Here is a 23,944-nt window from a genome sequence, read left to right on the forward strand (position 1 = left end):
GAAATGGCGCGTCATCCGCGCACTGCGACCAAAAACCGCGGCTGCGTTTCTCAGTCCTGTACAATTGCGCCTGTTTTTCGCCCCCCCTGTTTGAACCGTTGCCTGCCGAGCTTGCCGCCATGTCCGAGCCCCTCGACCTCGCCCAGATCGCGCCCACGCTGAAAGCCGAGATTCTGGCCGAGGCCTTGCCTTATATTCGCCAATATCACGGTAAGACCGTCGTCATCAAATACGGCGGCAATGCGATGACCGAGGAACGCCTGAAGCAAGGCTTCGCGCGCGACGTCATTTTGCTCAAGCTGGTGGGCATCAACCCCGTCATCGTCCATGGCGGCGGCCCGCAAATCGATCAGGCACTGAAGAAGATCGGCAAGCAGGGCACGTTCATCCAGGGCATGCGGGTCACCGACGAAGAGACGATGGAAGTCGTCGAATGGGTGCTCGGCGGCGAAGTGCAGCAAGACATCGTCACGCTGATCAACCATTTCGGCGGTCACGCCGTGGGCCTCACGGGCAAGGACGGCGGCCTCATCCACGCGCGCAAGTTGATGATGCCCGACCGCGATAATCCCGGGCAGTACGTCGACATCGGGCAGGTGGGCGAAGTCGAATCGATCAACCCGGCCGTCGTGCGTGCGCTGCAGGACGACGCGTTCATTCCCGTGATCTCGCCGATCGGCTTCGGCGAAGACGGCCTGTCGTACAACATCAATGCCGATCTCGTGGCCGGCAAGCTGGCCGTCGTCCTGAACGCCGAGAAGCTCGTCATGATGACGAACATCCCCGGCGTCATGGATAAAGAAGGCAATCTGCTGACCGATCTCTCGGCACGCGAGATCGACGCGCTGTTCGCGGACGGCACGATTTCGGGCGGCATGTTGCCGAAAATCGCCTCGGCACTCGACGCAGCCAAGAGCGGCGTGCGCTCGGTCCACATCATCGACGGCCGCATCGAACACTCGGTGCTGCTCGAAATCCTGACCGAACAGCCGTTCGGCACCATGATCCGCTCGCACTGAGCCTTTGCGCGCCTGGGCCGGGCACGCCGTTCGTGCTGCCGGCCCCGGGCGCCGCTTCGGAGTCCAATCGATGTCTTTGTCGCCGACCCCGCGCAAGAGAGCCCGGGTCCGTCCGCGCTCGGGCAGCCCGGTGTGGCTCTTCGATCTCGACAACACGCTTCATCACGCCTCGCACGCCATCTTTCCGGCGATCAACGAGGCCATGACGCGCTACATTCGCGAAACGCTAAGCCTCGATGCGGCCGAAGCCGATTACCTGCGGCTGCGCTACGTGCGGCGCTACGGGGCGACGCTGCTGGGCCTCGCGCGCCATCATCCGATCGATCCGCACGATTTCCTGAAGGCCGTCCACACGTTTCCCGACCTGCCCTCGATGGTGCGCGGCGAACGCGGGCTTGCCCGGCTGGTCGCGTCGCTGCCGGGACGCAAGATCATCCTGACGAACGCGCCCGAAACCTACGCGCGGGCGGTGCTCGCCGAACTCGGCATCGAGCGGCTGTTCGAGCGCATCATTGCGATCGAGCACATGCGCCGGCGCCGGTCCTGGCATGCGAAGCCCGACCTTGCGATGCTGCGCCGCGTATTGCGCGACGCGCGCGTGCCGCTTGCCGAGGCCATCCTCGTCGAAGACACACGTTCGCATTTGAAACGCTACCGGCGGCTCGGCATCGGCACGGTCTGGATCGTCGGGCACCTGCCCACGCCGGCCCGCGCGGGCGACGCGGCCGTGCGAATGCCGGGCAGCGGACGCCCGCATTATGTCGATCGACGCATTCGTTCGTTAAAATCGCTGAGACCGGGTCACGAAGCGGGGCGTAAATGGAGCCGATTCCAGAGCAGGACGCGGAGCTAGACCGCGAGACGCAACCGACGAACGCCGCGCGCACGCGTATGAAGCCCGGCGAACGGCGTGTCCATATTCTGCACACGCTGGCCGCCATGCTGGAGGCGCCCAAAAGCGAAAAGATCACGACGGCCGCACTGGCGGCCCGGCTCGGCGTGTCGGAGGCGGCCCTCTATCGCCAGTTCGCGAGCAAGGCGCAGATGTTCGAAGCGCTGATCGAGTTCATCGAAGCCACGTTCTTCGGCCTCATCAACCAGATCGCCGAAAAAGAGCCGAACGGCGTGCTGCAAGCCCGCGCGATCGGGATGATGCTGCTCAATTTCGCCGCTAAAAATCCCGGCATGACGCGCGTGCTGACGGGCGAAGCGCTGGTGGGCGAACACACGCGGCTCGCCGAGCGCGTTGCGCAAATGCTCGAGCGCGTCGAAGCATCGGTCAAGCAAAGCCTGCGCATCGCGCTGATGGAAGCGAATCAGGCGCAGGCCGCGCCGGAGCCGCCCCGCGCCGCGCCCGCCGCAGGGCCCGCCGCAGGGCCGCTGCCGGCCGATTATGACCCCGCCGTGCGCGCGAATCTGCTCGTCAGCTATGTCGTGGGCCGATGGCACCGGTACGCGCGCAGCGGCTTTACGCGGATGCCCGCCGAGCATGCGGATGCCCAACTGCGTTTGATTCTGCAATAGCGCGTTATCAGGTTTTCCGCTATCCTTTGCCGTTCAATTGCTTTGAGCGTATCGCCCGCCGTTGTCCGGCGGGGCGGCCCGAACGGGAACGCAAAAAGCAGCGCGCCGATTTGTCGACTCGATTGCGGGCGCGCGAACCCTGACACCGAATGTCGGGTTCACTATAAATGCGGCTAAAGAGGTCGTCAGCCGCGCGCTGTCAGTCATGCCCCGCGCACCGCCGACACCATTTAGCCGCCCAGTCAGAAGGCGGAACAGATGGAATCGATCGGCATCGTCGCTCCACAACTCATGCATTTCACCGAGCCGCTCGCGCTGCAAAGCGGCGCGGCGCTGGCCGGCTACGACCTCATGGTCGAGACCTACGGCACGCTCAACGCAGCGCGCTCGAACGCCGTGCTCGTCTGCCACGCGCTGAATGCGTCGCATCACGTCGCGGGCGTCTATGCCGGCGAGCCGAAGAACGTCGGCTGGTGGGACAACATGGTCGGGCCCGGCAAGCCGCTCGATACGAACCGCTTTTTCGTGATCGGCGTGAACAATCTGGGCTCGTGCTTCGGCTCGACCGGCCCGATGAGCCTTGATCCCGCCACGGGTAAGCCCTATGGCGCGCGGTTTCCGGTCGTGACCGTCGAGGATTGGGTCAATGCGCAGGCGCGCCTGGCCGACGCCTTCGGCATCGAACGCTTCGCCGCCGTCATGGGAGGCAGTCTCGGCGGCATGCAGGCGCTCGCCTGGAGTCTCATGTACCCGGACCGCATCGGTCATTGCATCGTCGTGGCTTCCACGCCGAAGCTGTCCGCGCAGAACATCGCGTTCAACGAAGTGGCCCGCTCGGCGATCCTCTCCGATCCCGACTTTCATGGCGGCGACTACTACGCGCATGGCGTCAAACCGAAACGCGGGCTGCGCGTCGCGCGCATGATCGGCCACATCACATACCTGTCGGACGACGACATGGCCACCAAGTTCGGCCGCGCACTGCGCCGACCGGGCGGTGACGGCCTGGACGACGACTATCATTTCAGCTTCGATGTCGAGTTCGAGGTCGAATCGTATTTGCGCTATCAGGGCGATAAGTTCGCAGACTATTTCGACGCGAACACCTATTTGTTGATTACGCGCGCGCTCGACTACTTCGATCCGGCCAAGGCATTCGACGGCGATCTGACGGCCGCGCTTGCGCACTCGCGCGCTCAGTACCTCATTGCGAGCTTCACGACCGATTGGCGGTTTGCGCCCACGCGCTCGCGCGAACTCGTCAAGGCATTGCTCGATCACAAGCGGCGCGTCACCTATGCCGAGATCGACGCACCGCATGGGCACGACGCCTTCCTGCTTGACGACGCGCGCTATCACAACGTCGTGCGTGCCTATTACGAACGCATTGCCGAGGAGGTTCGCGCATGAACCAGGCCGCCATCGATTCGCTCGCCACGCGCTCCGATTTTCGGGCCATCGCCCGCTGGGTCGAACCCAACGCGACCGTCCTCGATCTGGGCTGCGGCGACGGCAGTCTCCTCGCGCTACTGGCCGAGGAGCTCGGCGTGACCGGGTATGGCATCGAGATCAACGATGCGGGGGTGCTCGCCTGCGTGAAGCAAGGCGTCAACGTCATTCAGCAGAATCTCGAAGACGGTCTGCGCCTGTTCGAGGACGGCAGCTTCGACTTCGCCATCCTGTCGCAGACGCTGCAGACGATCCATCAAACGGCCGCGATCCTGCGCGAGACGGTGCGTGTCGGCAAGGAATGCATCGTGTCGTTTCCGAACTTCGGCTACTGGCCGCATCGGCTTTCGGTATTGCGCGGACGGATGCCGGTTTCGAAAACGCTGCCCTATCAATGGCACAACACGCCGAACGTGCGGGTGCTGACGATCCGCGATTTCGAAGCCCTTGCGCCCGAGGTCGGCATCGAGATCCTCGATCGCGCGGTGCTGCACGGCGGCAAGGCGGTTCGTTGGGGCGCGAACTGGCGTGGTAGTCTTGCGGTCTACCGCGTCAGGCGCAGCTCGCGAGTGCCTGCGCCGGGTTGAAAAGGCTGCAGCGAAGAGGTCGACCATCAAACGAGATATCCCGCCCACACCGCATGAAGGCGCCGCGCTGAGCGCGCATGAGGCGCATCCCGGCTGGCGCGCGTTCCTGAACCGGCACATGCTCATTTGCGTGTTTCTCGGCTTTACGTCGGGTTTGCCGCTGTTTACGCTCGTCTATCTCGTGCAGGCGTGGCTGCGTTCCGAAGGCGTCAATCTGAAGGAAATCGGCCTGTTTGCGCTGATTCAATTCCCCTATACCTGGAAATTCGTCTGGGCGCCGCTCATGGACCGTTACGTGCCGCGGCTGCCGTTCTGGCGCCCGGGACGCCGCCGCGGCTGGATGCTCTGCACGCAGTTGCTCGTCGCGGGCGCGATCGCCTCGCTCGGCTTCGTCTCGCCGCGCGACGCCATTTGGACGGTTGCCGCATTGACGGCGCTCGTCGCGTTTTTCGGGGCGAGTCAGGACATCGTCATCGATGCCTACCGGCGTGAATTGCTCGCCGACACCGAGCAAGGGCTTGGCAATGCCGTGCATGTGAACGCCTATAAAGTCGCGGCGCTCGTGCCGGGTTCGCTGTCGTTGATTCTTTCCGATCATCTGCCTTGGACCGCCGTGTTCGTCGTCACCGCGGCGTTCATGCTGCCTGGCATGGCGCTGACGCTGCTCGTGCGCGAGCCGCAAGTGCATGGCGCGCCGCCAAAGAACCTGCGCGATGCGCTCGTGCAGCCGCTGGCGGAGTTCGTCACGCGCGATGGGCTGGGCGCAGCGTTGCTCGTGCTCGCGTTCATCTTCCTCTACAAGCTCGGCGACACGATGGCGACGACGCTTTCGACATCGTTCTTCCTCGACCTCGGCTTCAACAAGACGGAAATCGGCGTCATTGCAAAGACGACGGCGTTTTGGGCGAGCCTCGCAGGCGGCATCGTCGGCGGCGCCTGGCTCGTCAAGATCGGCATTGCGCGCGGGCTATGGATTTTCGGTTTCGTGCAAATCGTCTCGACGCTCGGCTTCGCCTGGCTCGCGAAAATCGGCCCGTCGCCGGCCGCGCTTGGGCTGATCTACGGCTTCGAGACGTTCGCCACCGGGCTGACCCTCGCGGCCTTCACGGCCTATATCGCGAGCACGACCGATCCACGCTACACGGCCACGCAATTCGCGCTCTTCACGAGCCTCGCGTCCGTGCCGCGCACGCTGGCTTCGGCGGCGAGCGGCTATGCCGTCGCGAAGATCGGTTGGTTCGATTACTTCCTCGTATGTGCTGCCCTGGCCGCGCCAGGCATGCTGTTGCTGCCGAAGATCGCGCCGTGGCGAGAACGCGAGCTGCAGCGTCCGACCGAGTGATCAGCAAGCGCGGGCCGTGCGCCCGTCCCATGCTGGCTTCGCCGTGTTATTCGTTGGTTAAAACCTGCGAATCGTGGCGAAGGCATTTTTAACAATACGATCGATTTCAACCGATCCGAATCAAATTATGCCCATTTCGCATTAAGCGAGAAAAGCAATTTTCATTACAAATCCCGCTCTCGGCCGCGCGTAATTCTCTTGGTCTGATTTAGAAAAATTACGCGCATTGCCGGCACAATCTACATCAGAATGCCTCCCACGCCCCAAGCAGGGCGTCGTTAGGGCCGATCCCGCATCAGATCGGTTCGCATCATTCCTCAGCAGCAATCTCATTACGCCATTTCATCATGGCGTCGATGATTTATTCGCGTCTTCAATGCGAAATGCGGTCCGTGCTCATCACTTTACGAATAGAGAGGATCAAAAGATGAAGACTCAATCGCTCACTGCTCAACGCATTCGCTTTCAACGCCCCACGCGTAGCCGCACCGCTGCCGCGCTGCTGATCGCCGCTTCGCTCGGCCTGCTGTCTCCCACGGCGCTCAATGCAGCTGCCAATCGACCCGCGACACGCATCAATCTGCCGGCGGGCGCGATCGAAGGCGTACACCTTTCGGATGCAGGCGTCACGTTGCGCGCATTCAAAGGCATTCCCTACGCGGCGCCGCCGGTAGGCGAGCTGCGCTGGAAGCCGCCGCAACCCGTCACGGCATGGGCCGGCGTGCGCAGCGCACAGCAATTCGGCGCGCGCTGTATGCAGCTGCTGCTGTTTCCGATGGAATTTCGCACCCGTGCCATGAGCGAGGACTGCCTTTTTTTAAACGTATGGACGCCGGCGCAAGCGGCCGGCGCAAAACTGCCGGTGCTCGTCTACTTCTACGGCGGCGGCTTCGCGGCGGGCGACAGCTCGGAGCCGCGCTACGACGGCGCGGCGCTCGCCGCGCGCGGGATGGTAACGGTGACGGTCAACTACCGGCTCGGCGTCTTCGGCTTCCTGGCTTTGCCGGAAATGGCGCGCGAATCACCGCATGGCGCTGCCGGCAATTACGGGCTGCTCGACCAGCACGCGGCGCTGCGCTGGGTGCGCGAGAACATCGCAAGGTTCGGCGGCGATCCCGATAAGATCACGATCGGCGGGGAATCGGCCGGCTCGGTGGCGGTCAGCACCCATATGGCGTCGCCGCTGTCGCGCGGGCTCTTCGCCCGCGCCATCGGTCAGAGCGGGGCAGCGTTCGGCCCGCTCTCGGTATGGTCGCGCGAGGATGCGCAAACGGCGTCCGAGCATTTCCAACAAGCGATGAAGGCGCCGTCGCTGAGCCTGCTGCGCGCCATGCCGGCCGAAACATTGCTGGCAGGCACCGGCCCGAAGGACAACCCGAAGTTCCTCTTTTGGCCGTCCGTCGACGGTCACTTTTTGACCCAGCTGCCCGAAACGACTTTCGCGGCCGGCTCGCAGGCGCGCGTGCCGTTGCTCGTCGGCAGCAATTCGCACGAAGCGCCTCATACGATGGTCCTGAACCAGCAGCCGCCGACGCCGCAAAACTGGCGCGCCGCGCTCAAGCGCATATTCGGTCCCTACTCCACCGACGTGCTCGCGCTATATCCCGGTAACGACGACGACGAAGTGCGGCGCTCCGCGACCTCGCTTGCCAGCGACATCTTCATCAGCCATGCCACGCGCCGGTGGGTCGACGCGCACCGCGAAACGGGCGGCGCGCCCGTCTATTTCTATTACTACACACACAAACGCCCGCCGAAACGGTTCCCGGAACCGGGGCAACCACCGGAAGACGGCGCCGTACACAGCGCGGAAATCAAGTACGCGCTAGGCACGCTCGGGCTGTCGAACCGCTTCGTCTGGCGGCCCGAGGATCATGCGGTTTCGCGCATTTTCTCAGGCTACGTCGCGCATTTCGTGAAAACGGGCACGCCGAACGACCCATCGCTGCCCGAATGGCCCGCGTCGCGTGAAGAACGCGGCGGGCTTCTGCGCCAGCAAATCGCTGTCGAGACGAAAACCATCACCGACGCCGAGTCGCCGCGGCACACATTCTTACGCCGGTATTACGACGAAAATCCGCATCTCGCGCACGACCGCCGTTGACGGGCGTACCGGCGTGCCGCCGCACTGCTTTCGGTTCCTACAGGCTGTGCGCGTAGTCGACCGTCAGCGGCGCGTGATCGCTGAACTTGATGTCGCGGAAGATCGACGTGCTTTTCGCCGTCTCGGCCACGCCAGGAGTGGCGATCTGATAGTCGATGCGCCACCCGACATTCTTCGCATAGGCCTGGCCGCGATTGCTCCACCACGTGTACTGCTCCGGCCGCTGATCGAGCCGGCGGAATACGTCGACATAACCAATGTCGTCGAACAGCTTCGTGAGCCAGGCTCGCTCTTCGGGCAGGCAACCGGAATTCTTTTGATTGCTCTTCCAGTTCTTGATGTCGATCTCTTTGTGAACGATGTTGACGTCGCCGCAGACGATCACCTCACGCGTCTTGCGAAGCGCGGCGAGATGCGGCATGAACTCGTCCATGAAGCGGAATTTCGCTTGCTGTCGGTCGTCGCCGCTCGAACCGGACGGAACGTACACGGAAACGATCGACAACCCGTCGAAGCGCGCTTCCACGTAACGGCCTTCGGGATCGAACTCTTTACTGCCGAAGCCGATGACCACTTCGTCAGGCTCGCGGCGCGTGTATAAACCGGCGCCGCTGTATCCCTTCTTCACGGCATGCTGAAAGTAACCGGTATAGCCGTGCGGCGCCAGGAATTCGGGCGTCATGTCGTCTTGCGAGCATTTGACTTCCTGCACGCAGACGACATCGGCGTCTTGCTGACCGAACCAATCGAAGAAGCCTTTTTTAGCGGCCGAGCGGATGCCGTTCAAATTGGCCGTAATCACTCGCATGATGCGTAATCCTTGGTGGTTTAGTCGGGTTCAACATGTGTGATCGTCTGCGCCCGCCGCCATCAACTGATGGTGATGCCTTGCAACGATTCCTTGGCGGGCGGGTACTGCAGTTTCAAGCTTTCGAACAGGCGCAGCAGCAGCGCGGCCACCATCAGATTCCGGTGCGATTTCGAATCGGCCGGAATGACATACCAGGGCGCATGCTCGGTCGAGGTCGCCGCGAGCGCATCGACGTAAGCGGCCTGATAGTCGTCCCACTGGTGGCGCGCGTCGATGTCGGCCAGGTCGAACTTCCAGTGCTTCGTGGCATCGTCGATGCGCGCTTGCAGCCGTTCGCGCTGCTCGTCCTTCGAAATGTGCAGGAAGCATTTGAGAATCGCCGTGCCCGAATCGGCCAACAGCGCCTCGAAATGTCGAATGTGAGCGTAGCGCCGCTCGATCTCGTCGGCGCGCAGCTCGCCGCGCACGCGCGGTACGAGCACATCTTCGTAATGGCTCCGGTTGAAGATCGTCAGCTCGCCGGCCGCGGGCGCCTGTTGGTGGACGCGCCACAGGAAATCGTGCGCGGTTTCGGTCAGCGTCGGTGCGCGGAAGGTCGCAATGCGTAGGCCGAGCGGATCGACTTCGTGAAATACCGCGCGAATCGTGCCGTCCTTGCCGGCGGTGTCCATGCCTTGCAGCACGAGCAACACACGCTCGCGCCGCTGCGCATGCAGGCGCTCCTGCATTTCGTCGAGCTGGGCGGCGTAGGCGATCAAGCGCTCGCGGTCGGCCTGCTTGGCACCGGTCGAAAACGGCTTGGCGCGGGGATCGAAATCGGCGAACGAAAAACCCTTATCCGCTTTGCCGCCGTTAAAGAATGGAACGCGAAAGTCGTCCAACTGCTTGCGCTTGGCCATGCCGTTTCGTGCCTCTTCGTTAGGCTCGCATCGGGCCGGCCGGCGCGTTGCCGCGCCGGCCGCTGGCGATGATGGATCGCCGCCCGATTGCTCAGGAGAGCTTCTTTTTCAGCAGTTCGTTGACCTGCTGCGGGTTGGCCTTGCCCTTCGTTGCCTTCATCGCTTGACCAATCAAGGCGTTGAACGCCTTTTCCTTGCCGGCGCGGAATTCCTCGACCGACTTCTGGTTCGCCGCCAACACTTCGTCGATGATCGCTTCCAGCGCGCCCGTATCGGAGATCTGCTTCAAGCCCTTTGCTTCGATGATGCGGTCGGCCGCCCCTTCGTCGGTCGCCTTCTCTTCCCAGATGGCGAGGAAGATCTCCTTCGCGATCTTGTTCGAGATCGTGCCGTCTGCGATCCGTTGCAGCACGAGCGCGAGCTGCGCGGCCGAGACGGGGCATGCATCGATTTCGAGCCCGTCGCGATTGAGCTGCGCGGAAACGTCACCCATGATCCAGTTCGCCACGCCCTTAGCTTGCATAACGGCAGCGTCTTTCACATCGCTTAGCTTCGCGATCACCGTCTCGAAATACCGGGCCATCGCTTTGCTGGACGTCAGGACACTCGCGTCGTATGGCGTCAATCCGTAATCCTTTTGGAAGCGCTGCTGCATCGCCGCCGGCAGTTCCGGCATCTCGCCCTTCACGCGCTCGATCCAGCCTGCGTCGATAACGAGCGGCATCAGATCGGGGTCGGGGAAGTAGCGGTAATCGTGCGCGTCCTCTTTGCTTCGCATCGAACGCGTCTCGCGCCGATCGGGGTCGTAAAGACGCGTTTCCTGCACCACCTTGCCGCCGTCTTCGATCAGTTCAATCTGACGACGCACTTCGTATTGGATCGCCTCTTCAAGGAATCGGAACGAGTTCAGGTTCTTGATTTCCGCGCGCGTGCCGAATTCCTGTTGACCGACAGGACGGACCGAAACGTTCGCATCGCAACGGAACGAGCCTTCCTGCATGTTGCCGTCGCAAATGCCGAGCCAGACGACGAGCGCGTGCAGCGACTTCGCGTATGCCACGGCCTCCGCCGCGCTGCGCATGTCGGGCTCCGTGACGATTTCCAACAGCGGCGTGCCGGCGCGGTTCAAATCGATGCCCGTCATGCCGGCGAAGTCTTCGTGCAGCGACTTGCCCGCGTCTTCTTCAAGATGGGCGCGCGTCAGTTGAATCGTCTTTTCGTACCCCGCCGCACCGGTCTTTTCATTGGCCGGCACCTGGATCGTGATCGTGCCGCCTTGAACGACGGGGATCTCGTACTGACTGATCTGGTAGCCCTTCGGCAGATCAGGGTAGAAATAATTCTTGCGGGCGAAGATGCTGCGCGGCGCGACCGTCGCGCCAATCGCGAGCCCGAAGCGAATCGCGCGCTCGACGGCGCCGCGATTCATCACCGGCAGCACGCCGGGCAGCGCCAGATCGACGGCGCATGCCTGTGTATTGGGCTCGGCACCGAAACGCGTCGAAGCACCGGAGAAAATTTTCGAGACGGTCGACAGCTGCGCGTGCGTCTCGAGACCAATGACGACTTCCCACTCCATGTTCATGCCTCCCGCGAAGCCGCTTGCGGCATTTGGCGTTGCCAATCCGTCACGCGCTGGAACGCATCGGCGATCTGCAGCATGCGCGCTTCGTCGAAATATTTGCCGATGATCTGCAGACCGACCGGGCGTTGGGCGTTCTGGCCCGCGCCGAAGCCGCAGGGCACGCTCATCCCGGGCAGACCGGCGAGACTGACCGACAACGTATAGATGTCGGCCAGATACATCTGCACCGGATCGTCGCCCTTGGCGCCGATGTCCCAGGCCACCGACGGAGCAACCGGCCCCATGATGACGTCGCACACCTTGAAGGCTTCCTGAAAGTCTTGCGCGATGATGCGGCGAATCTTTTGCGCCTGCAGGTAGTAAGCGTCGTAATAGCCGTGCGAAAGCACATAGGTGCCAACGAGAATGCGGCGCTTCACTTCGGGGCCGAACCCTTGCGCGCGCGACTTCTTGTACATGTCGAGCAGGTCGCGGTACTCGCTCGCACGATGGCCGTAGCGCACGCCGTCGAAGCGCGACAGGTTCGACGACGCTTCGGCCGGCGCGATCACGTAGTAGACGGGGATCGACAGTTCGGTCTTGGGCAGCGACACGGGCACGAGCGTCGCGCCGAGCGCCTCATACTGCTTGAGCGCGGCTTCGACGGCCGCGCGCACGTCCTCGGACAGCCCCGCGCCGAAGTATTCGGTCGGCAGCCCGATGCGCAGGCCCGTAAGCGGACGGCCAGCCGGTGCGTCGGCCGTGAGCGGTTGGCCCAGATAGCGCGTGTAGTCTTCATCGGCACGTTGCAGGCTCGTTGAATCGCGCTCGTCGAAGCCCGCCATCGCGTTGAGCAGCAGTGCGCAATCGGCGGCGCTGGCCGCCATCGGGCCGCCCTGGTCCAGCGACGACGCGAAGGCGATCATCCCGTAACGCGACACGCGTCCGTAGGTGGGCTTGATGCCCGTCACGCCCGAAAACGACGCGGGCTGACGGATCGAGCCGCCCGTATCGGTCGCCGTTGCGGCCGGAGCGAGGCGCGCCGCCACCGCAGCGGCCGAACCGCCCGACGAGCCGCCCGGCACCGCTTGGGTATCCCACGGATTGCGCACGGGGCCGAACGCGGAGTTCTCGTTCGACGACCCCATGGCGAACTCATCCATGTTCGTCTTGCCGAGGGTCACCATGCCCGCGCGCGCCAGACGCTCGACGACGGTGGCGTCGAACGGACTTTCGTAGCCGGCAAGCATTTTGGAGCCCGCCGTCGAGCGCCAGCGGCGCGTAACGAAGACGTCCTTGTGCGCGACCGGCACGCCCGTGAGCGGGCCGCCTTCGCCGCGCGCCCGTTGCGCATCGGCGCCGCGGGCCTGCTCGAGCGTGAGCTCGGGCTCGACTTCGATGAACGCGTTCAGATCGCGCGCAGCGTCGATCCGCTGCAGGTACAACTGCGCGAGCTCGACGGCGGAAATCGCCTTGTTCGCGAGCGCGCTCGCGAGCTCGCTCAAACTTTTCTCGTACATGTCGGTTTCTTTTCCGTAAATCCGTGAATGCGGCAGACGGTTACTCGATCACCTTCGGGACCAGATAGAGCCCGTCCTGGGTCGCGGGCGCGCAGCGCTGGTTCGCGTCGCGCTCGACCGTCTCGGTCACGGCGTCCTCGCGCAGGCGCAGCGCAACGTCCTCGATCTGTTCGATCGGATGCGCGAGCGGCGCGATGCCGGAGGTGTCGACGGCCTGCATTTGCTCGACGAGTCCGAAGAACTCGTTGAGCTGGGCGAGCGTGTGCTCGCGATCGGCATCGGCCAATTCGAGCCGCGCGAGATGGGCGATGCGTGTCACATCGGTCAAGGTCAAAGCCATGTGTCTCACCGGAATCCAGAGTAACGCGCAACGCGGAAAAAACGATGTTGCGGCGCGGGGTTAGGGCGTCGGATCGTGCCCTCGAACATGGGGCTGGAACGGCAAAAAGGACCGCCCGTTTACTACAAATAGGTCGAAATTATAAGGTATCATTACGCGTTCGAACCAAACCCGGACCGTCCCTGCCCAGGCTCACTCGGCACGGGACAATGCGCCGCCGCCTCGCGTGCCGCGGCCTCCGGTCGAATTCTTTGCAGCTTCGCGCTCGCGTGCGGCGCTCGAACGGCAGCCGCTCAGAACCCGAAGCTTTTATTTTTTTCCGCCGCCCCGCGGCGCCTAGATGGCGAAGCGAGGCCTCTCCCGCGAGACAGGAATTTCATGTTCGGCTTTTTGCGCAGCTACTTCTCCAATGACCTGGCCATCGATCTCGGCACCGCCAATACGCTGATCTACATGCGTGGCAAGGGCATCGTCCTTGACGAGCCGTCGGTCGTGTCCATCCGTCAGGAAGGCGGCCCCAACGGCAAGAAAACCATTCAGGCAGTCGGCCGCGAGGCCAAGCAGATGCTCGGCAAGGTGCCCGGCAATATCGAAGCGATTCGACCGATGAAAGACGGCGTGATTGCCGATTTCACGGTCACCGAGCAGATGATCAAGCAGTTCATCAAGACGGCCCACGAATCGCGCATGTTCTCGCCGTCGCCGCGCATCATCATCTGCGTGCCGTGCGGTTCGACGCAGGTCGAGCGCCGCGCCATCAAGGAAGCGGCACACGGGGCGGGCGCCTCGCAGGTCTACCTGATCGAAGAGCCGATGGCGGCCGCGATCGGCGCGGGCCTGCCCGTATCGGAGGCCACGGGCTCGATGGTCGTCGATATTGGCGGCGGCACGACCGAAGTCGGCGTGATCTCGCTCGGCGGCATCGTCTACAAGGGCTCGGTGCGCGTCGGCGGCGACAAGTTCGACGAAGCGATCGTCAACTACATCCGCCGCAACTACGGCATGCTGATCGGCGAGCAAACGGCCGAAGCGATCAAGAAGGAAATCGGCTCCGCGTTCCCGGGCTCGGAAGTCAAGGAAATGGAAGTGAAGGGGCGCAATCTGTCGGAAGGCATTCCGCGCAGCTTCACGATCTCGAGCAACGAGATTCTCGAAGCGTTGACCGACCCGCTCAACCAGATCGTCTCGTCGGTGAAGATCGCCCTCGAGCAAACGCCGCCCGAACTCGGTGCGGACATTGCCGAGCGCGGCATGATGCTGACGGGCGGCGGCGCGCTGTTGCGCGATCTCGATCGTCTGCTTGCCGAAGAAACGGGCCTGCCCGTGCTCGTCGCCGAGGATCCGCTCACGTGCGTCGTGCGCGGCTCGGGCATGGCGCTCGAGCGCATGGACAAGCTCGGCAGCATCTTCTCTTACGAGTGACATGCAAGTGAAAGGGGCGCGGGTCGCCGGTCCAGCGCCAATGCGCGCCCTGCCGACACCCGCACACGTTCACACCCTCGGCGTCGACCATGGAATACAGTCCGCCGCCTCTGTTTAAGCAAGGCCCGTCCGCGCTCGCGCGGCTCATCTTCTTCGTCGTCCTATCGCTCGTGCTGCTGGTTTCCGATGCACGCTTCAAGACGCTCGAGATCGTGCGCGCCGTGCTCGACGCGGGGCTCTATCCGTTGCAACGCGCGGCGCTTTTGCCGCGCGATCTCGCCGTTGGCGCAGCGCAGTTCGCCGTGACGAACCACACGCTGCGCGGCGAGAATCAAGCGCTCGCCGCAAAGAACCTTCAGCTCTCGCTCAAAGCGAACGAAGTCGCCACGCTGACTGCCGAGAACACGCATCTGCGCGCGCTACTCGATCTGTCGCGCAACGCCATGACGCAGTCGATTCCGGCCGAAGTCCAATATGGCATGCGTGATCCGTTCACGCAGAAGGTCGTCATCGGCCGGGGTTCGCAGCAAGGCGTGCAGAACGGCTCGCCCGTCGTCAGCGAGGACGGCATGATCGGCCAGGTCACGCGCGTCTTCCCGATGCAATCGGAGGTCACGTTGCTGACCGACAAGGACCAGGCCGTCCCTGTGGAAATCGTGCGCACGGGGCTGCGCAGCGTCGTCTACGGCACGGCGGCGGGCGACACGCTCGAATTGCGTTTCGTGCCGATCAGCGCCGATGTCGTCGCCGGCGACGAACTCGTCACGAGCGGCCTCGACGGCGTCTACCCCCAGGGGCTGCCCGTCGCCAAGGTCGTACGCGTCGACAAGCAGGCCGATACGGCCTTCGCACGCGTCGTCTGCGCCCCGGTCGCCGCCGTGCGCGGCGCGCGCGACGTGCTCGTGCTCCGCTATCACGACGATGCGCCGCCGCGCCCCGAGGAGCCGCCCGCATCGACGCAGAAAGACGCCAAAGGCAAAAAGGGCGGCAAGACTGCGGACAAAGCGGGGAAGGCGTCCGAGGCCGCCGCCGCAAAAGCGGGCACGGGTGTCGGCGAAAAGAAACCGGAAGACAAAAAGGCGGCGGATAAAGGCGCGGGCAAGACAGCCGAAAAGCAGTCTGAAAAGCAGGCCGCGGCTGCCGCGGCCGATGCAAAAGTCCATGGCGCGCCAGCACCGCGCCCCGCGTCGGGAGCCGCACGATGAATCGCCCGCAGTACATCCTGCTGCCGGTCAATCCGTACTTCATCGCGTTCAGCCTGGCGGCGGCTTTCCTGCTCAACCTGATGCCCTGGGGCCGCCTCATCGGCGTCCCCGATTTCGTCGCACTCGTGCTGTTGTTCTGGAATGTCCACCAACCGCGCAAGGTCGGGATGGGTGTCGCGTTCTTCCTCGGCTTGCTGATGGACGTACACGACGCGAGTCTGCTCGGCGAGCACGCCCTCGCCTATACGCTGCTCTCGTACGGCGCCATTACGATCCACAGGCGCGTGCTGTGGATGCCGCGTGGTCTGCAGGTCTTTGCCGTCGCGCCGCTGCTCGTGCTGGCGCAACTCGTGCCGTTCGTCACGCGCTTGCTGACGGGCGCGCCGTTCCCGGGCTGGGGCCAGCTCGCGCATGGTTTCGTCGAAGCCGCGCTCTGGCCGCTCGCCTGCTCGCTGCTTCTCATGCCGCAGCGCCGCCCGGCCGATCCGGACGACACGCGGCCCATCTGAGCGGGTCCGTCGCAGACGCATGACCGAATTCAAAAACACCCAGCAGCAACTGATGAGGTTCCGCTTCCGCGTCGCGGCGGCGGGCCTGTTCGTGCTCGCCTGCTTCGGGCTGCTGGTGCTGCGCTTCCTGTTTCTGCAGGTGTGGCACTACAGCAAGTACTCGTTGCAGGCCGACGAGAACCGCATCTCGGTCGCGCCGATCGTCCCCAACCGAGGCATCATCACCGACCGCAATGGGGTCGTGCTCGCTCGCAACTATTCCGCGTACACGCTCGAGATCACGCCATCCAAGCTCGACGACACGCTCGATCACGTCATCGACAAACTCGCAACCGTCATCACGATCGACGCGCGCGATCGGCATCGCTTCAAGAAGCTGCTCGAGGATTCGAAGAACTTCGAAAGCCTGCCGATCCGCACTCGGTTGACGGACGAAGAAGTCGCGCGCTTCACGGCGCAGCGCTTCCGTTTTCCCGGCGTCGACGTGCGGGCCCGACTGTTCCGCCAATATCCGCTCGGCACGACAGCCGCGCACGTGATCGGCTACATCGGGCGCATTTCGCAGCGCGATCAGGAAAAGATCGATGCCGTCAGCGAGCAGAACGACAGCGACCCCGATCATTACGATCCGCGGCTCGATGCAAACAACTACAAAGGCACCGACTACATTGGCAAGATCGGTGTCGAACAGAGCTACGAGGCGGAACTGCACGGTCTGACCGGCTTCGAGGAAGTCGAAGTGACGGCGGGCGGACGCCCCGTGCGAACGCTGTCGCGTACGCAGGCGACGCCGGGCAACAACCTCGTGCTTTCGCTCGACATCGGCGTGCAGGAAGTGGCGGAGCAGGCGTTCGCGGGGCATCGCGGTGCGCTCGTGGCGATCGAGCCGTCGACGGGCGATGTCCTTGCGTTCGTGTCGGCGCCGAGCTTCGATCCGAACGCATTCGTCGACGGCATCGACCAGCAGACCTGGGACGAGCTCAACAACTCGCCCGATCACCCGCTGCTGAACCGGCCGTTGCACAGTGCCTACCCGCCGGGCTCGACCTACAAGCCTTTCATGGCGCTAGCCGCGTTGACGCTGCACAAGCGCACGCCCGAATGGGGCTTTCACGATCCGGGCTTCTACCAGTTCGGCGGGCACACGTTCCGCAACGACGTGCCGCAGGGCCAGGGCTGGATCGACATGAACCGCGCGATCATGGTGTCGAACGATACGTACTTCTACATGCTCGCGCACGACCTGGGCGTCAATACGATTGCCGACTTCATGAAGCCGTGGGGCTTTGGGCAGATCACGGGCATCGACATCTCCGGCGAAGCGCGTGGCATCCTGCCTTCCACCGAGTGGAAGAAGAAGGCGTACCGCAAGCCCGAGCAGCAGCGCTGGTATGAAGGCGAGACGATCAGTCTGGGCATCGGCCAGGGCTACAACTCGTTCACGATGTTGCAGCTCGCTCACGCGACGGCGACGCTGGCCAACGATGGCATTGTCATGAGGCCGCACCTCGTCAAGGAAATCGAGAACCCGATCACGCACGACATGCGCCTCACGGTGCCGCACGAAAGCGGCCGCATCGCCGTGAGCCAGGCCGACATCGACGTCGTCAAGCGCGGCATGGTGGCAGTGACGAGCAATCCGTCCGGCACCGGCTACGAAGTGTTCCGCAACGCGCCTTATACGGTTGCCGGCAAGACCGGTACGGCCCAGGTGTTCTCGCTGCAAGGCGCGAAGTATCACGGCGGCGCACTGGCCGAGCATCTGCGCGACCACTCGCTGTTCATCGCATTCGCACCGGCGGATCATCCCGTCATCGCCGTCGCGACGATCGTCGAAAACGGCGGCTGGGGCGCAAGCGTCGCAGGCCCGATCGTGCGCCGCGTGCTCGACTATTACCTGCTTCAGCGCGGCAAGCCCGGTGTCCTGCAAGCGGAGGTCGCCGCCGCAGCCTCGGCCACGCAAGGTATCCCGGGCCCCGTCATCGGCGCATCCGAACCGGCGGATGCGGCGGGTGCCGCGGAGGGCGCAACCGCGCCCGTCAAGGTCGCCGCCGGCTTCAAGGCGCTGCCGCTGCCGGCTTTGCCTGCGTCGGCGCCGCGCGAGGTGTCGGCGCCGTTGATCGCCTCCGACGTCGTCGCCGCGCAACGCGCCGCCGCGTCCGGTTCGTCGGCAAGCGCAGCCGCCGCGGCGCAAAGCCCGGGCAGCGCGCAGGCCGGCGCGGCGGCATCACGTTCGAGCGCCTCGGCGCCCCCGGCCTCCGCTGCGGAAGTGATCCGCCGCCTGCACCGAGCCGCAGCGTCGAGCGCGGCAACGAACGATGCGGCCGGCTCGCCCCCCAAACGGCATCCATCGCGCCGCGAACCGGCCAGCGATGCGCTGGTTGCGCCGCGCGAGGATCGCACCGACGCGCAACCGCCTGCCGCGACTACGCCGGGTGCGCCCGGCCCCAACGATTAACGGAGAAGCGCATGGCCTTGGACAAGCGCATCTGGCGCGAACGTTTGAAAAAAATGTTCGTCGGTTTCGACCGTCCGCTCGCGCTGACGGTGTTTCTGCTGCTGTGCGTCGGCATCGTCACGCTCTATAGCGCGAGCATCGACGTGCCGGGGCGCGTCGAGGACCAACTGCGCAACATCGTGCTGACGTTCATGCTGATGTGGGCGCTCGCCACCGTTCCGCCCACCACGCTGATGCGCTTTGCCGTCCCGCTCTACACGTTCGGCGTCGCGTTGCTCGTCGCCGTGGCTTTGTTCGGCATCACCAAGAAAGGGGCCAAGCGGTGGATCAACGTCGGCGTCGTGGTGCAGCCTTCCGAGGTCTTGAAGATCGCCACGCCTTTGATGCTGGCCTGGTACTACCAGCGCCGCGAGAGCTCGATACGCTGGTACGACTTCGTCGTCGGCTTTGTGATCCTGCTCATACCGGTGGGACTCATCGCAAAGCAACCCGATCTGGGCACGGCGGTGCTCGTCTTTGCGTCGGGCCTGTTCGTCATCTACTTCGCCGGGCTTTCGTTCAAGCTCATCGTGCCCGTGCTGATCGCGGCGGTCATCGGCGTCGCTTCGATCGCCACCTTCCAGGACAAGATCTGCCAGCCGCAGGTGCAGTGGCCGCTGATGCACGACTACCAAAAGCACCGCATCTGCACGCTGCTCGATCCGACCTCCGATCCGCTCGGCAAGGGCTTCCATACCATCCAAGCCGTCATTGCGATCGGCTCGGGCGGCCCGCTGGGCAAGGGCTGGCTCAAAGGCACGCAGGCGCACCTCGACTTCATCCCCGAAAAGCACACCGACTTCATCTTCGCCGTCTTCTCGGAAGAATTCGGGCTGGTTGGCGAACTCGTGCTGCTCACGCTTTATGCGGCGCTGATTGCTCGCGGGCTGTATATCGCAGCCAACGGCGCGACACTGTTCGGGCGCCTGCTCGCCGGGTCGCTCACCATGGCCTTCTTCACCTATGCATTCGTCAACGTCGGAATGGTGAGCGGCATCCTGCCTGTCGTCGGCGTGCCGCTGCCGTTCATGAGCTACGGCGGCACCGCGCTCACGACGCTCGGGATTGCCGTCGGACTCATCATGAGCGTCGGACGGCAAAAGCGGTTGATGAAAAGCTGAGGCGAACCCGCTCGTTACTTCGCTTGCTTCGACTCGTCCTTCAGTTCGCGGCTTAGCTGCTGGAATTTGAGCCGCGCTGCGGGGTCGCCCTGCGCGGCGGCCGCTGCGTAGTAGGCACGCGCAACGTTCAGGTTGCGCTTGACGCCGTCGCCGCCGAGTTCGTAAAACGAGCCCGTCACGTACTGCGCCGTCATGTCCCCGCCCTCCGCCGCCTTCTTGTACCAAACGAACGCCTGAGCGTTGTCGCGCGGCGTGCCGCGACCATCGAGGAATTGATTGGCCAGCGCGAGCTCCGCCTGCACGTGGCCTTGCTGCGCCGCCTTCAGGAACCAGCGATGCGCTTCGGCCGGATCGCGCGCGACGAAATCGCCATCGTCGTACATCCTTCCGTAGACATATTGCGCGTGCGACATGTTCGCCTCAGCCGCCTTGCGCAGCCATTTGCGCCCTTCGTCGGGGTTGGCCGTCGTGCCTTCGCCGTTGAGCAGCATCATCGCGTAGTTGAATTGCGCGAGCCGATCGCCGTGATCGGCTGCTTCGCGAAACTCTTTGAGCGCCGCGGACATGTTGCCCGCGTTATAGTCCGCAACGGCGGTCTGCGTTTGCGCGTCGCCGTTGGACGGCGCTTGCATCTGCGGCTGGGGCTGCGCGGCGGTTTGCGCCTGCACGCCACTCGCGACCGCCCATGCGGTGGCGCCAAGCGCGAGCAACGACAATGCGCGCCCGATCATCGAAGAATGTTTCACGACCTTACCTCCTGCAACGCCGAGCGCGTCGCTCGTACCAGCCAGATGACGTCGGCGGCCAGCGCAATGACGCGAAAGCCCGCGTCGCGATATTGGCGCGCGCTCGCGACATCGAGCGCAAAGATACCTGCCGGAATGCCGGCGCGGCGAGCGGCCTCGACAATGCGAGCGATTGCCGCCTGGACGTCCGGATGTTTCGAATCGCCGAGATGCCCGAGGCTCGCCGCCAGATCGGCGGGGCCGGCGAACAGGCAGTCGACGCCGGGCGTCGCGGCGATCGCGTCGACCTCCGCCAACGCGCGGGCCGACTCGATCTGGACGATCGTGGCGATCTGCGTATTGGCGCTTTGCACATAATCACGGCGCGCGCCGAATGCGGCGGCCCGCACCACCCCCGCGACACCGCGCAGCCCGTCGGGCGCGGCCGCGTCCGGGTAACGCGTGAGCCGAACCGCGCGAGCGGCGTCTTCGGCCGTTTCGATGTTGGGAAACATGAGCGTGCGTGCGCCCGCATCGAGCACCCGCTTGACGAGCCAGCCTTCGCAAGCGGGCACCCGCACGATCGGCTCGGTCGGCAGATGCGCAGCGGCGATCGCACGCAGTTGTGCGGTCACGTCGGCCGAATCGTTCGGCGCATGCTCCATGTCGATGCAAAGCCAATCGAAGCCCGCATGGGCCAGCGCTTCGGCCGCATCGGCGCTCGCGAGCGACAGCCAGAGCCCATAAAGCGGCTCGCTGTCAGCTTCATTCAAGCGCTGCTTGAGCGGATTGATGAACGCGCTCATGACAGCGCTCGCCGCGCGCGCAGCGCAGGCGACGAACAGTGCGAATTCGCGAATGCGGCGCCCGGCATGTCTCGCTCCTTGGATGATTGATGAGCCGGCCGCGTCGCTGCGCAGGCAAGCGGCTCCGACTCGATCATACCCCGACAATAAGTTCGCTTAAGCCGGGCGACACGCGTTTTCGCGCAACGCGCGGTCCATTCGCACGAGCGCAGCGGCGGGGCCGCTCCATGCCACGCGGTCTCGCTTGAGAAAAGGGGGCTAGCGGGCGCCGTCGCGCACGACGTCGGCCCAGCAATTCGGCGTCTCGTAGAGCCGGACATGATGGAGTTGCAGATTCACGCCGTAATGGGCGTCGTAGACCTGCGAGAGCGTCTCGAACGCGATCGCGGCCAGATGCTCGACCGTGGGAATGCGGTCGATGACGACCGTCTTGTGATCGGGCATCGACTGAAGAAACTCGCGCACGCGCGTGTCGCCTTCGAAGACGAGGAACGCATGATCCCAACGGCTCACGAGGTGTTCCATCGCGAGCGATTTGACGTCGGCGAAGTCCATCACCATCCCGCGATCCGGCGCGCCTTCGGTTTCTACAATCTCCCCGTGCAGCGTGATTTCGAGCACGTAGCGATGCCCGTGCAGGTTGCGGCACTGGCTGCGGTGGTCCGGAATGCGGTGGCCCGCATCGAATTCGAGTTTTCGGGTAATCGTCAGCACGGTAAGTCAGGGAATGTTCAGATACTTGTGGGTCTGCATCGACAGCCGCCAACGCGGATGACGCTTACACCAGTCGATGGCCAGCCGTGTGTTCAGCTCACGCGCCGGGCCGTCCATCGGCTGCACGAGAAAGTGCTCGAAGTCGAGTTCGGCATACTCGGACAGCCGTTGATTGTCCTGCGGCACGACGACCTTCAGTTCGTTCCCCTTGGTCACGACGAGCGGTGCGTCGGCCTTCGGACTCACGCATACCCAATCGATCGAATCGAGCACGGGCAACGACCCGTTGGTTTCGATCGCCACCTCGAAGCCCGCGCGATGCAGCGCGGCAACGAGCGGCTCGTCCATTTGCAACATCGGCTCGCCGCCCGTGCAAACGACGAAGCGATGCGCCTCGCCCGCGGGCCACAGCGAAGCGATGCGGTCGACGAGCGCGCCTGCATCCCGATACTTGCCGCCATTCTCGCCGTCGGTGCCGACGAAGTCGGTATCGCAAAAGCGACAGACCGCGCTCTCGCGATCTTCCTCGCGGCCTGACCACAGGTTGCAACCGGCGAACCGGCAGAACACGGCCGGGCGGCCCGCGTTCGCGCCTTCGCCTTGCAACGTGTAGAAAATTTCCTTGACCGCGTACGTCATGCTGCGCCCGATTCGTCCAACTTCGTTAGTCAACGGCCCGCTTGGCTGGGGAACCCCGCCGCGTGGCGCTGTTACGCCGGCTGCGTGACTTTTTCGCCGGCGAGAAATGCCGCATAACCGCGTTTGCGCAAGCGGCAGGCCGGGCAATCGCCGCAGCCGAAGCCCCAATCGTGCAACTCGGCGCGTTCGCCGACGTAGCACGTGTGCGTCTCGACGCGTATGAGCTCGACCAGCGCGTCGCCGCCCAACTCGCGCGCGAGTCTCCAAGTATCCGCTTTATCGAGCCACATCAGCGGCGTCTCGACCACGAAGCGACTGTCCATGCCCAGATTGAGCGCGACTTGCAACGCTTTCATGGTGTCGTCGCGGCAGTCGGGATAGCCCGAGAAGTCGGTCTCGCACATGCCGCCGACGAGCGCCGATAAACCGCGCCGATAGGCGATCGCAGCGGCGATCGTCATGAACATCAGATTGCGGCCGGGCACGAACGTGTTCGGCAAGCCGTTCGCGGAGGCCTCGATCTGGATTTCGCGCGTCATCGCCGTGTCGCTGATCGACCCCAGCACGGACAGATCGATCATGTGATCGTCGCCAAGGCGCCCGGCCCACGCCGGAAACGTGCGCAGCATCGCTTGACGCACCCCCTCCCGGCACTCGAGTTCGACACGATGGCGCTGACCATAGTCGAAACCCAGCGTCTCGACCGTTTCGTAACGATCGAGCGCCCAAGCAAGGCACGTGGTCGAATCCTGACCGCCCGAAAACAGCACGAGCGCGCCACGCTTAGCGTCTGTCCGAATCACCGTAATAACTCCGTGGACGTGATCAAAAAGGGAAGGCACGCTCCTGCGTGCCCGTTGCGGTGCGGCGCCCGCCAGCGCGGCCGCACGGTGCTTGCAGTATAGGCCCCGCCCTGTCGGGCCGGGCTGCACGGCAGTTATACCGTGCAGCAGTGGGCACCCCTTCCCAATCGCCGCCTGAGTCCATGCCGATTCGCGGGTTCGGTGTGACGCCATGAGAAAAACCCCAAGAACCTTGCGATTCTTGGGGTTGGATACTGCTGGTGGCCTGGGGCGGAATCGAACCACCGACACGCGGATTTTCAATCCGCTGCTCTACCAACTGAGCTACCGGGCCACGAAGAAGC

Annotated in this window: 22 protein-coding genes and 1 tRNA gene; 12 read left to right on the top strand and 11 right to left on the bottom strand. The window is 64.1% G+C overall.

Translation table 11 applies throughout. The annotated features are described in order from the left end of the window. Positions 1–119 precede the first annotated feature (119 nt). From argB to C0Z19_RS23535, 7 genes are all read left to right on the top strand, one after another. Entirely contained in the window at positions 120–1,019 is a 900-nt protein-coding gene (argB, locus tag C0Z19_RS23505; protein WP_102612249.1) for an acetylglutamate kinase, read from the top strand. Positions 1,020–1,089: 70 nt separating this feature from the next. Then, entirely contained in the window at positions 1,090–1,872 is a 783-nt protein-coding gene (locus C0Z19_RS23510; protein WP_102612250.1) for a pyrimidine 5'-nucleotidase, read from the top strand. Then, positions 1,839–2,543: a nucleoid occlusion factor SlmA gene (gene slmA, locus C0Z19_RS23515; protein ID WP_102612251.1), complete on the top strand. Its 705-nt coding sequence runs from the start codon at positions 1,839–1,841 to the stop codon at positions 2,541–2,543. The genes C0Z19_RS23510 and slmA overlap by 34 nt, the downstream gene beginning before the upstream one ends. Positions 2,544–2,801: 258 nt before the next feature. Further along, a complete protein-coding gene (gene metX, locus C0Z19_RS23520) occupies positions 2,802–3,953 on the top strand; it encodes a homoserine O-succinyltransferase MetX (RefSeq protein WP_102612252.1) in 1,152 nt (383 codons plus the stop codon). Beyond that, positions 3,950–4,579: a methionine biosynthesis protein MetW gene (gene metW, locus C0Z19_RS23525; RefSeq protein WP_102612253.1), complete on the top strand. Its 630-nt coding sequence runs from the start codon at positions 3,950–3,952 to the stop codon at positions 4,577–4,579. The genes metX and metW overlap by 4 nt, the downstream gene beginning before the upstream one ends. Before the next feature lie 37 nt (positions 4,580–4,616). Next, positions 4,617–5,921 carry an AmpG family muropeptide MFS transporter gene (locus tag C0Z19_RS23530; protein ID WP_102612291.1) on the top strand — a complete coding sequence of 435 codons (1,305 nt, stop codon included), beginning with the start codon at positions 4,617–4,619 and terminating at the stop codon, positions 5,919–5,921. Positions 5,922–6,348: 427 nt separating this feature from the next. Continuing rightward, on the top strand, positions 6,349–8,025 hold the full coding sequence (locus tag C0Z19_RS23535; RefSeq protein ID WP_102612254.1) for a carboxylesterase/lipase family protein: 1,677 nt from the start codon (positions 6,349–6,351) through the stop codon (positions 8,023–8,025). A gap of 37 nt (positions 8,026–8,062) precedes the next feature. On the opposite strand, the gene C0Z19_RS23540 is transcribed toward C0Z19_RS23535, so the two are convergent. The 5 genes from C0Z19_RS23540 to gatC form a co-directional block, all read right to left on the bottom strand. Then, entirely contained in the window at positions 8,063–8,836 is a 774-nt protein-coding gene (locus C0Z19_RS23540; protein ID WP_102612255.1) for an exodeoxyribonuclease III, read from the bottom strand. Between the two features lie 59 nt (positions 8,837–8,895). Then, complete coding sequence (locus C0Z19_RS23545; protein WP_102612256.1) at positions 8,896–9,735, bottom strand: PPK2 family polyphosphate kinase; 840 nt, start codon at positions 9,733–9,735, stop codon at positions 8,896–8,898. Positions 9,736–9,826: 91 nt separating this feature from the next. After that, the gene (gene gatB, locus C0Z19_RS23550; protein ID WP_102612257.1) at positions 9,827–11,320 is read right to left on the bottom strand and encodes an Asp-tRNA(Asn)/Glu-tRNA(Gln) amidotransferase subunit GatB; all 1,494 of its coding nucleotides are present in this window, start codon (positions 11,318–11,320) and stop codon (positions 9,827–9,829) included. Then, positions 11,317–12,819, bottom strand: coding sequence for an Asp-tRNA(Asn)/Glu-tRNA(Gln) amidotransferase subunit GatA (gatA, locus tag C0Z19_RS23555; protein WP_102612258.1), 1,503 nt, complete (start codon positions 12,817–12,819; stop codon positions 11,317–11,319). The genes gatB and gatA overlap by 4 nt, the downstream gene beginning before the upstream one ends. Positions 12,820–12,859: 40 nt before the next feature. Next, entirely contained in the window at positions 12,860–13,159 is a 300-nt protein-coding gene (gene gatC, locus C0Z19_RS23560; protein WP_102612259.1) for an Asp-tRNA(Asn)/Glu-tRNA(Gln) amidotransferase subunit GatC, read from the bottom strand. Between the two features lie 378 nt (positions 13,160–13,537). On the opposite strand from gatC, the gene C0Z19_RS23565 reads away from it, so the two are divergent. From C0Z19_RS23565 to rodA, 5 genes are all read left to right on the top strand, one after another. Beyond that, entirely contained in the window at positions 13,538–14,581 is a 1,044-nt protein-coding gene (locus C0Z19_RS23565) for a rod shape-determining protein (protein ID WP_017772379.1), read from the top strand. Positions 14,582–14,670: 89 nt separating this feature from the next. Then, on the top strand, positions 14,671–15,786 hold the full coding sequence (gene mreC / locus C0Z19_RS23570; protein ID WP_102612260.1) for a rod shape-determining protein MreC: 1,116 nt from the start codon (positions 14,671–14,673) through the stop codon (positions 15,784–15,786). After that, entirely contained in the window at positions 15,783–16,295 is a 513-nt protein-coding gene (gene mreD / locus C0Z19_RS23575) for a rod shape-determining protein MreD (RefSeq protein ID WP_102612261.1), read from the top strand. Before mreC ends, mreD begins: the two co-directional genes overlap by 4 nt. A gap of 19 nt (positions 16,296–16,314) precedes the next feature. Then, positions 16,315–18,753: a penicillin-binding protein 2 gene (gene mrdA, locus C0Z19_RS23580; protein WP_102612262.1), complete on the top strand. Its 2,439-nt coding sequence runs from the start codon at positions 16,315–16,317 to the stop codon at positions 18,751–18,753. A gap of 11 nt (positions 18,754–18,764) precedes the next feature. Further along, the gene (gene rodA / locus C0Z19_RS23585) at positions 18,765–19,913 is read left to right on the top strand and encodes a rod shape-determining protein RodA (RefSeq protein WP_102612263.1); all 1,149 of its coding nucleotides are present in this window, start codon (positions 18,765–18,767) and stop codon (positions 19,911–19,913) included. A gap of 14 nt (positions 19,914–19,927) precedes the next feature. Here the strand turns inward: rodA and C0Z19_RS23590 are convergent, their stop codons facing one another. The 6 genes from C0Z19_RS23590 to C0Z19_RS23615 all read right to left on the bottom strand — a co-directional run bounded on the left by C0Z19_RS23590 (position 19,928) and on the right by C0Z19_RS23615 (position 23,934). Then, entirely contained in the window at positions 19,928–20,644 is a 717-nt protein-coding gene (locus tag C0Z19_RS23590) for a tetratricopeptide repeat protein (protein ID WP_102612293.1), read from the bottom strand. Positions 20,645–20,655: 11 nt separating this feature from the next. After that, positions 20,656–21,444: an HpcH/HpaI aldolase family protein gene (locus C0Z19_RS23595; RefSeq protein WP_102612292.1), complete on the bottom strand. Its 789-nt coding sequence runs from the start codon at positions 21,442–21,444 to the stop codon at positions 20,656–20,658. Positions 21,445–21,702: 258 nt separating this feature from the next. Further along, on the bottom strand, positions 21,703–22,155 hold the full coding sequence (queD, locus tag C0Z19_RS23600; protein WP_102612294.1) for a 6-carboxytetrahydropterin synthase QueD: 453 nt from the start codon (positions 22,153–22,155) through the stop codon (positions 21,703–21,705). 9 nt (positions 22,156–22,164) lie between these two features. Next, a complete protein-coding gene (queE, locus tag C0Z19_RS23605; protein ID WP_102612264.1) occupies positions 22,165–22,797 on the bottom strand; it encodes a 7-carboxy-7-deazaguanine synthase in 633 nt (210 codons plus the stop codon). Between the two features lie 71 nt (positions 22,798–22,868). After that, entirely contained in the window at positions 22,869–23,600 is a 732-nt protein-coding gene (queC, locus tag C0Z19_RS23610; protein ID WP_102612265.1) for a 7-cyano-7-deazaguanine synthase QueC, read from the bottom strand. A gap of 258 nt (positions 23,601–23,858) precedes the next feature. Next, positions 23,859–23,934, bottom strand: a tRNA-Phe gene (locus tag C0Z19_RS23615). Positions 23,935–23,944 lie beyond the last annotated feature (10 nt).

This window comes from Trinickia soli (assembly GCF_002879855.1).
GTDB classification, from domain to species: domain Bacteria; phylum Pseudomonadota; class Gammaproteobacteria; order Burkholderiales; family Burkholderiaceae; genus Trinickia; species Trinickia soli.

What these genes read in the sequence shown, in the direction of transcription:
- argB (WP_102612249.1), top strand. Translation starts at nt 120, where the DNA reads ATGTCCGAGCCCCTCGACCTCGCCCAGATCGCGCCCACGCTGAAAGCC.
- gatA (WP_102612258.1), bottom strand. Translation starts at nt 12,819, where the DNA reads ATGTACGAGAAAAGTTTGAGCGAGCTCGCGAGCGCGCTCGCGAACAAG.
- metW (WP_102612253.1), top strand. Translation starts at nt 3,950, where the DNA reads ATGAACCAGGCCGCCATCGATTCGCTCGCCACGCGCTCCGATTTTCGG.
- gatC (WP_102612259.1), bottom strand. Translation starts at nt 13,159, where the DNA reads ATGGCTTTGACCTTGACCGATGTGACACGCATCGCCCATCTCGCGCGG.
- rodA (WP_102612263.1), top strand. Translation starts at nt 18,765, where the DNA reads ATGGCCTTGGACAAGCGCATCTGGCGCGAACGTTTGAAAAAAATGTTC.
- mreD (WP_102612261.1), top strand. Translation starts at nt 15,783, where the DNA reads ATGAATCGCCCGCAGTACATCCTGCTGCCGGTCAATCCGTACTTCATC.
- C0Z19_RS23595 (WP_102612292.1), bottom strand. Translation starts at nt 21,444, where the DNA reads ATGAGCGCGTTCATCAATCCGCTCAAGCAGCGCTTGAATGAAGCTGAC.
- slmA (WP_102612251.1), top strand. Translation starts at nt 1,839, where the DNA reads ATGGAGCCGATTCCAGAGCAGGACGCGGAGCTAGACCGCGAGACGCAA.
- mrdA (WP_102612262.1), top strand. Translation starts at nt 16,315, where the DNA reads ATGACCGAATTCAAAAACACCCAGCAGCAACTGATGAGGTTCCGCTTC.
- gatB (WP_102612257.1), bottom strand. Translation starts at nt 11,320, where the DNA reads ATGAACATGGAGTGGGAAGTCGTCATTGGTCTCGAGACGCACGCGCAG.
- C0Z19_RS23545 (WP_102612256.1), bottom strand. Translation starts at nt 9,735, where the DNA reads ATGGCCAAGCGCAAGCAGTTGGACGACTTTCGCGTTCCATTCTTTAAC.
- C0Z19_RS23510 (WP_102612250.1), top strand. Translation starts at nt 1,090, where the DNA reads ATGTCTTTGTCGCCGACCCCGCGCAAGAGAGCCCGGGTCCGTCCGCGC.
- C0Z19_RS23535 (WP_102612254.1), top strand. Translation starts at nt 6,349, where the DNA reads ATGAAGACTCAATCGCTCACTGCTCAACGCATTCGCTTTCAACGCCCC.
- metX (WP_102612252.1), top strand. Translation starts at nt 2,802, where the DNA reads ATGGAATCGATCGGCATCGTCGCTCCACAACTCATGCATTTCACCGAG.
- mreC (WP_102612260.1), top strand. Translation starts at nt 14,671, where the DNA reads ATGGAATACAGTCCGCCGCCTCTGTTTAAGCAAGGCCCGTCCGCGCTC.
- C0Z19_RS23590 (WP_102612293.1), bottom strand. Translation starts at nt 20,644, where the DNA reads ATGATCGGGCGCGCATTGTCGTTGCTCGCGCTTGGCGCCACCGCATGG.
- C0Z19_RS23565 (WP_017772379.1), top strand. Translation starts at nt 13,538, where the DNA reads ATGTTCGGCTTTTTGCGCAGCTACTTCTCCAATGACCTGGCCATCGAT.
- queE (WP_102612264.1), bottom strand. Translation starts at nt 22,797, where the DNA reads ATGACGTACGCGGTCAAGGAAATTTTCTACACGTTGCAAGGCGAAGGC.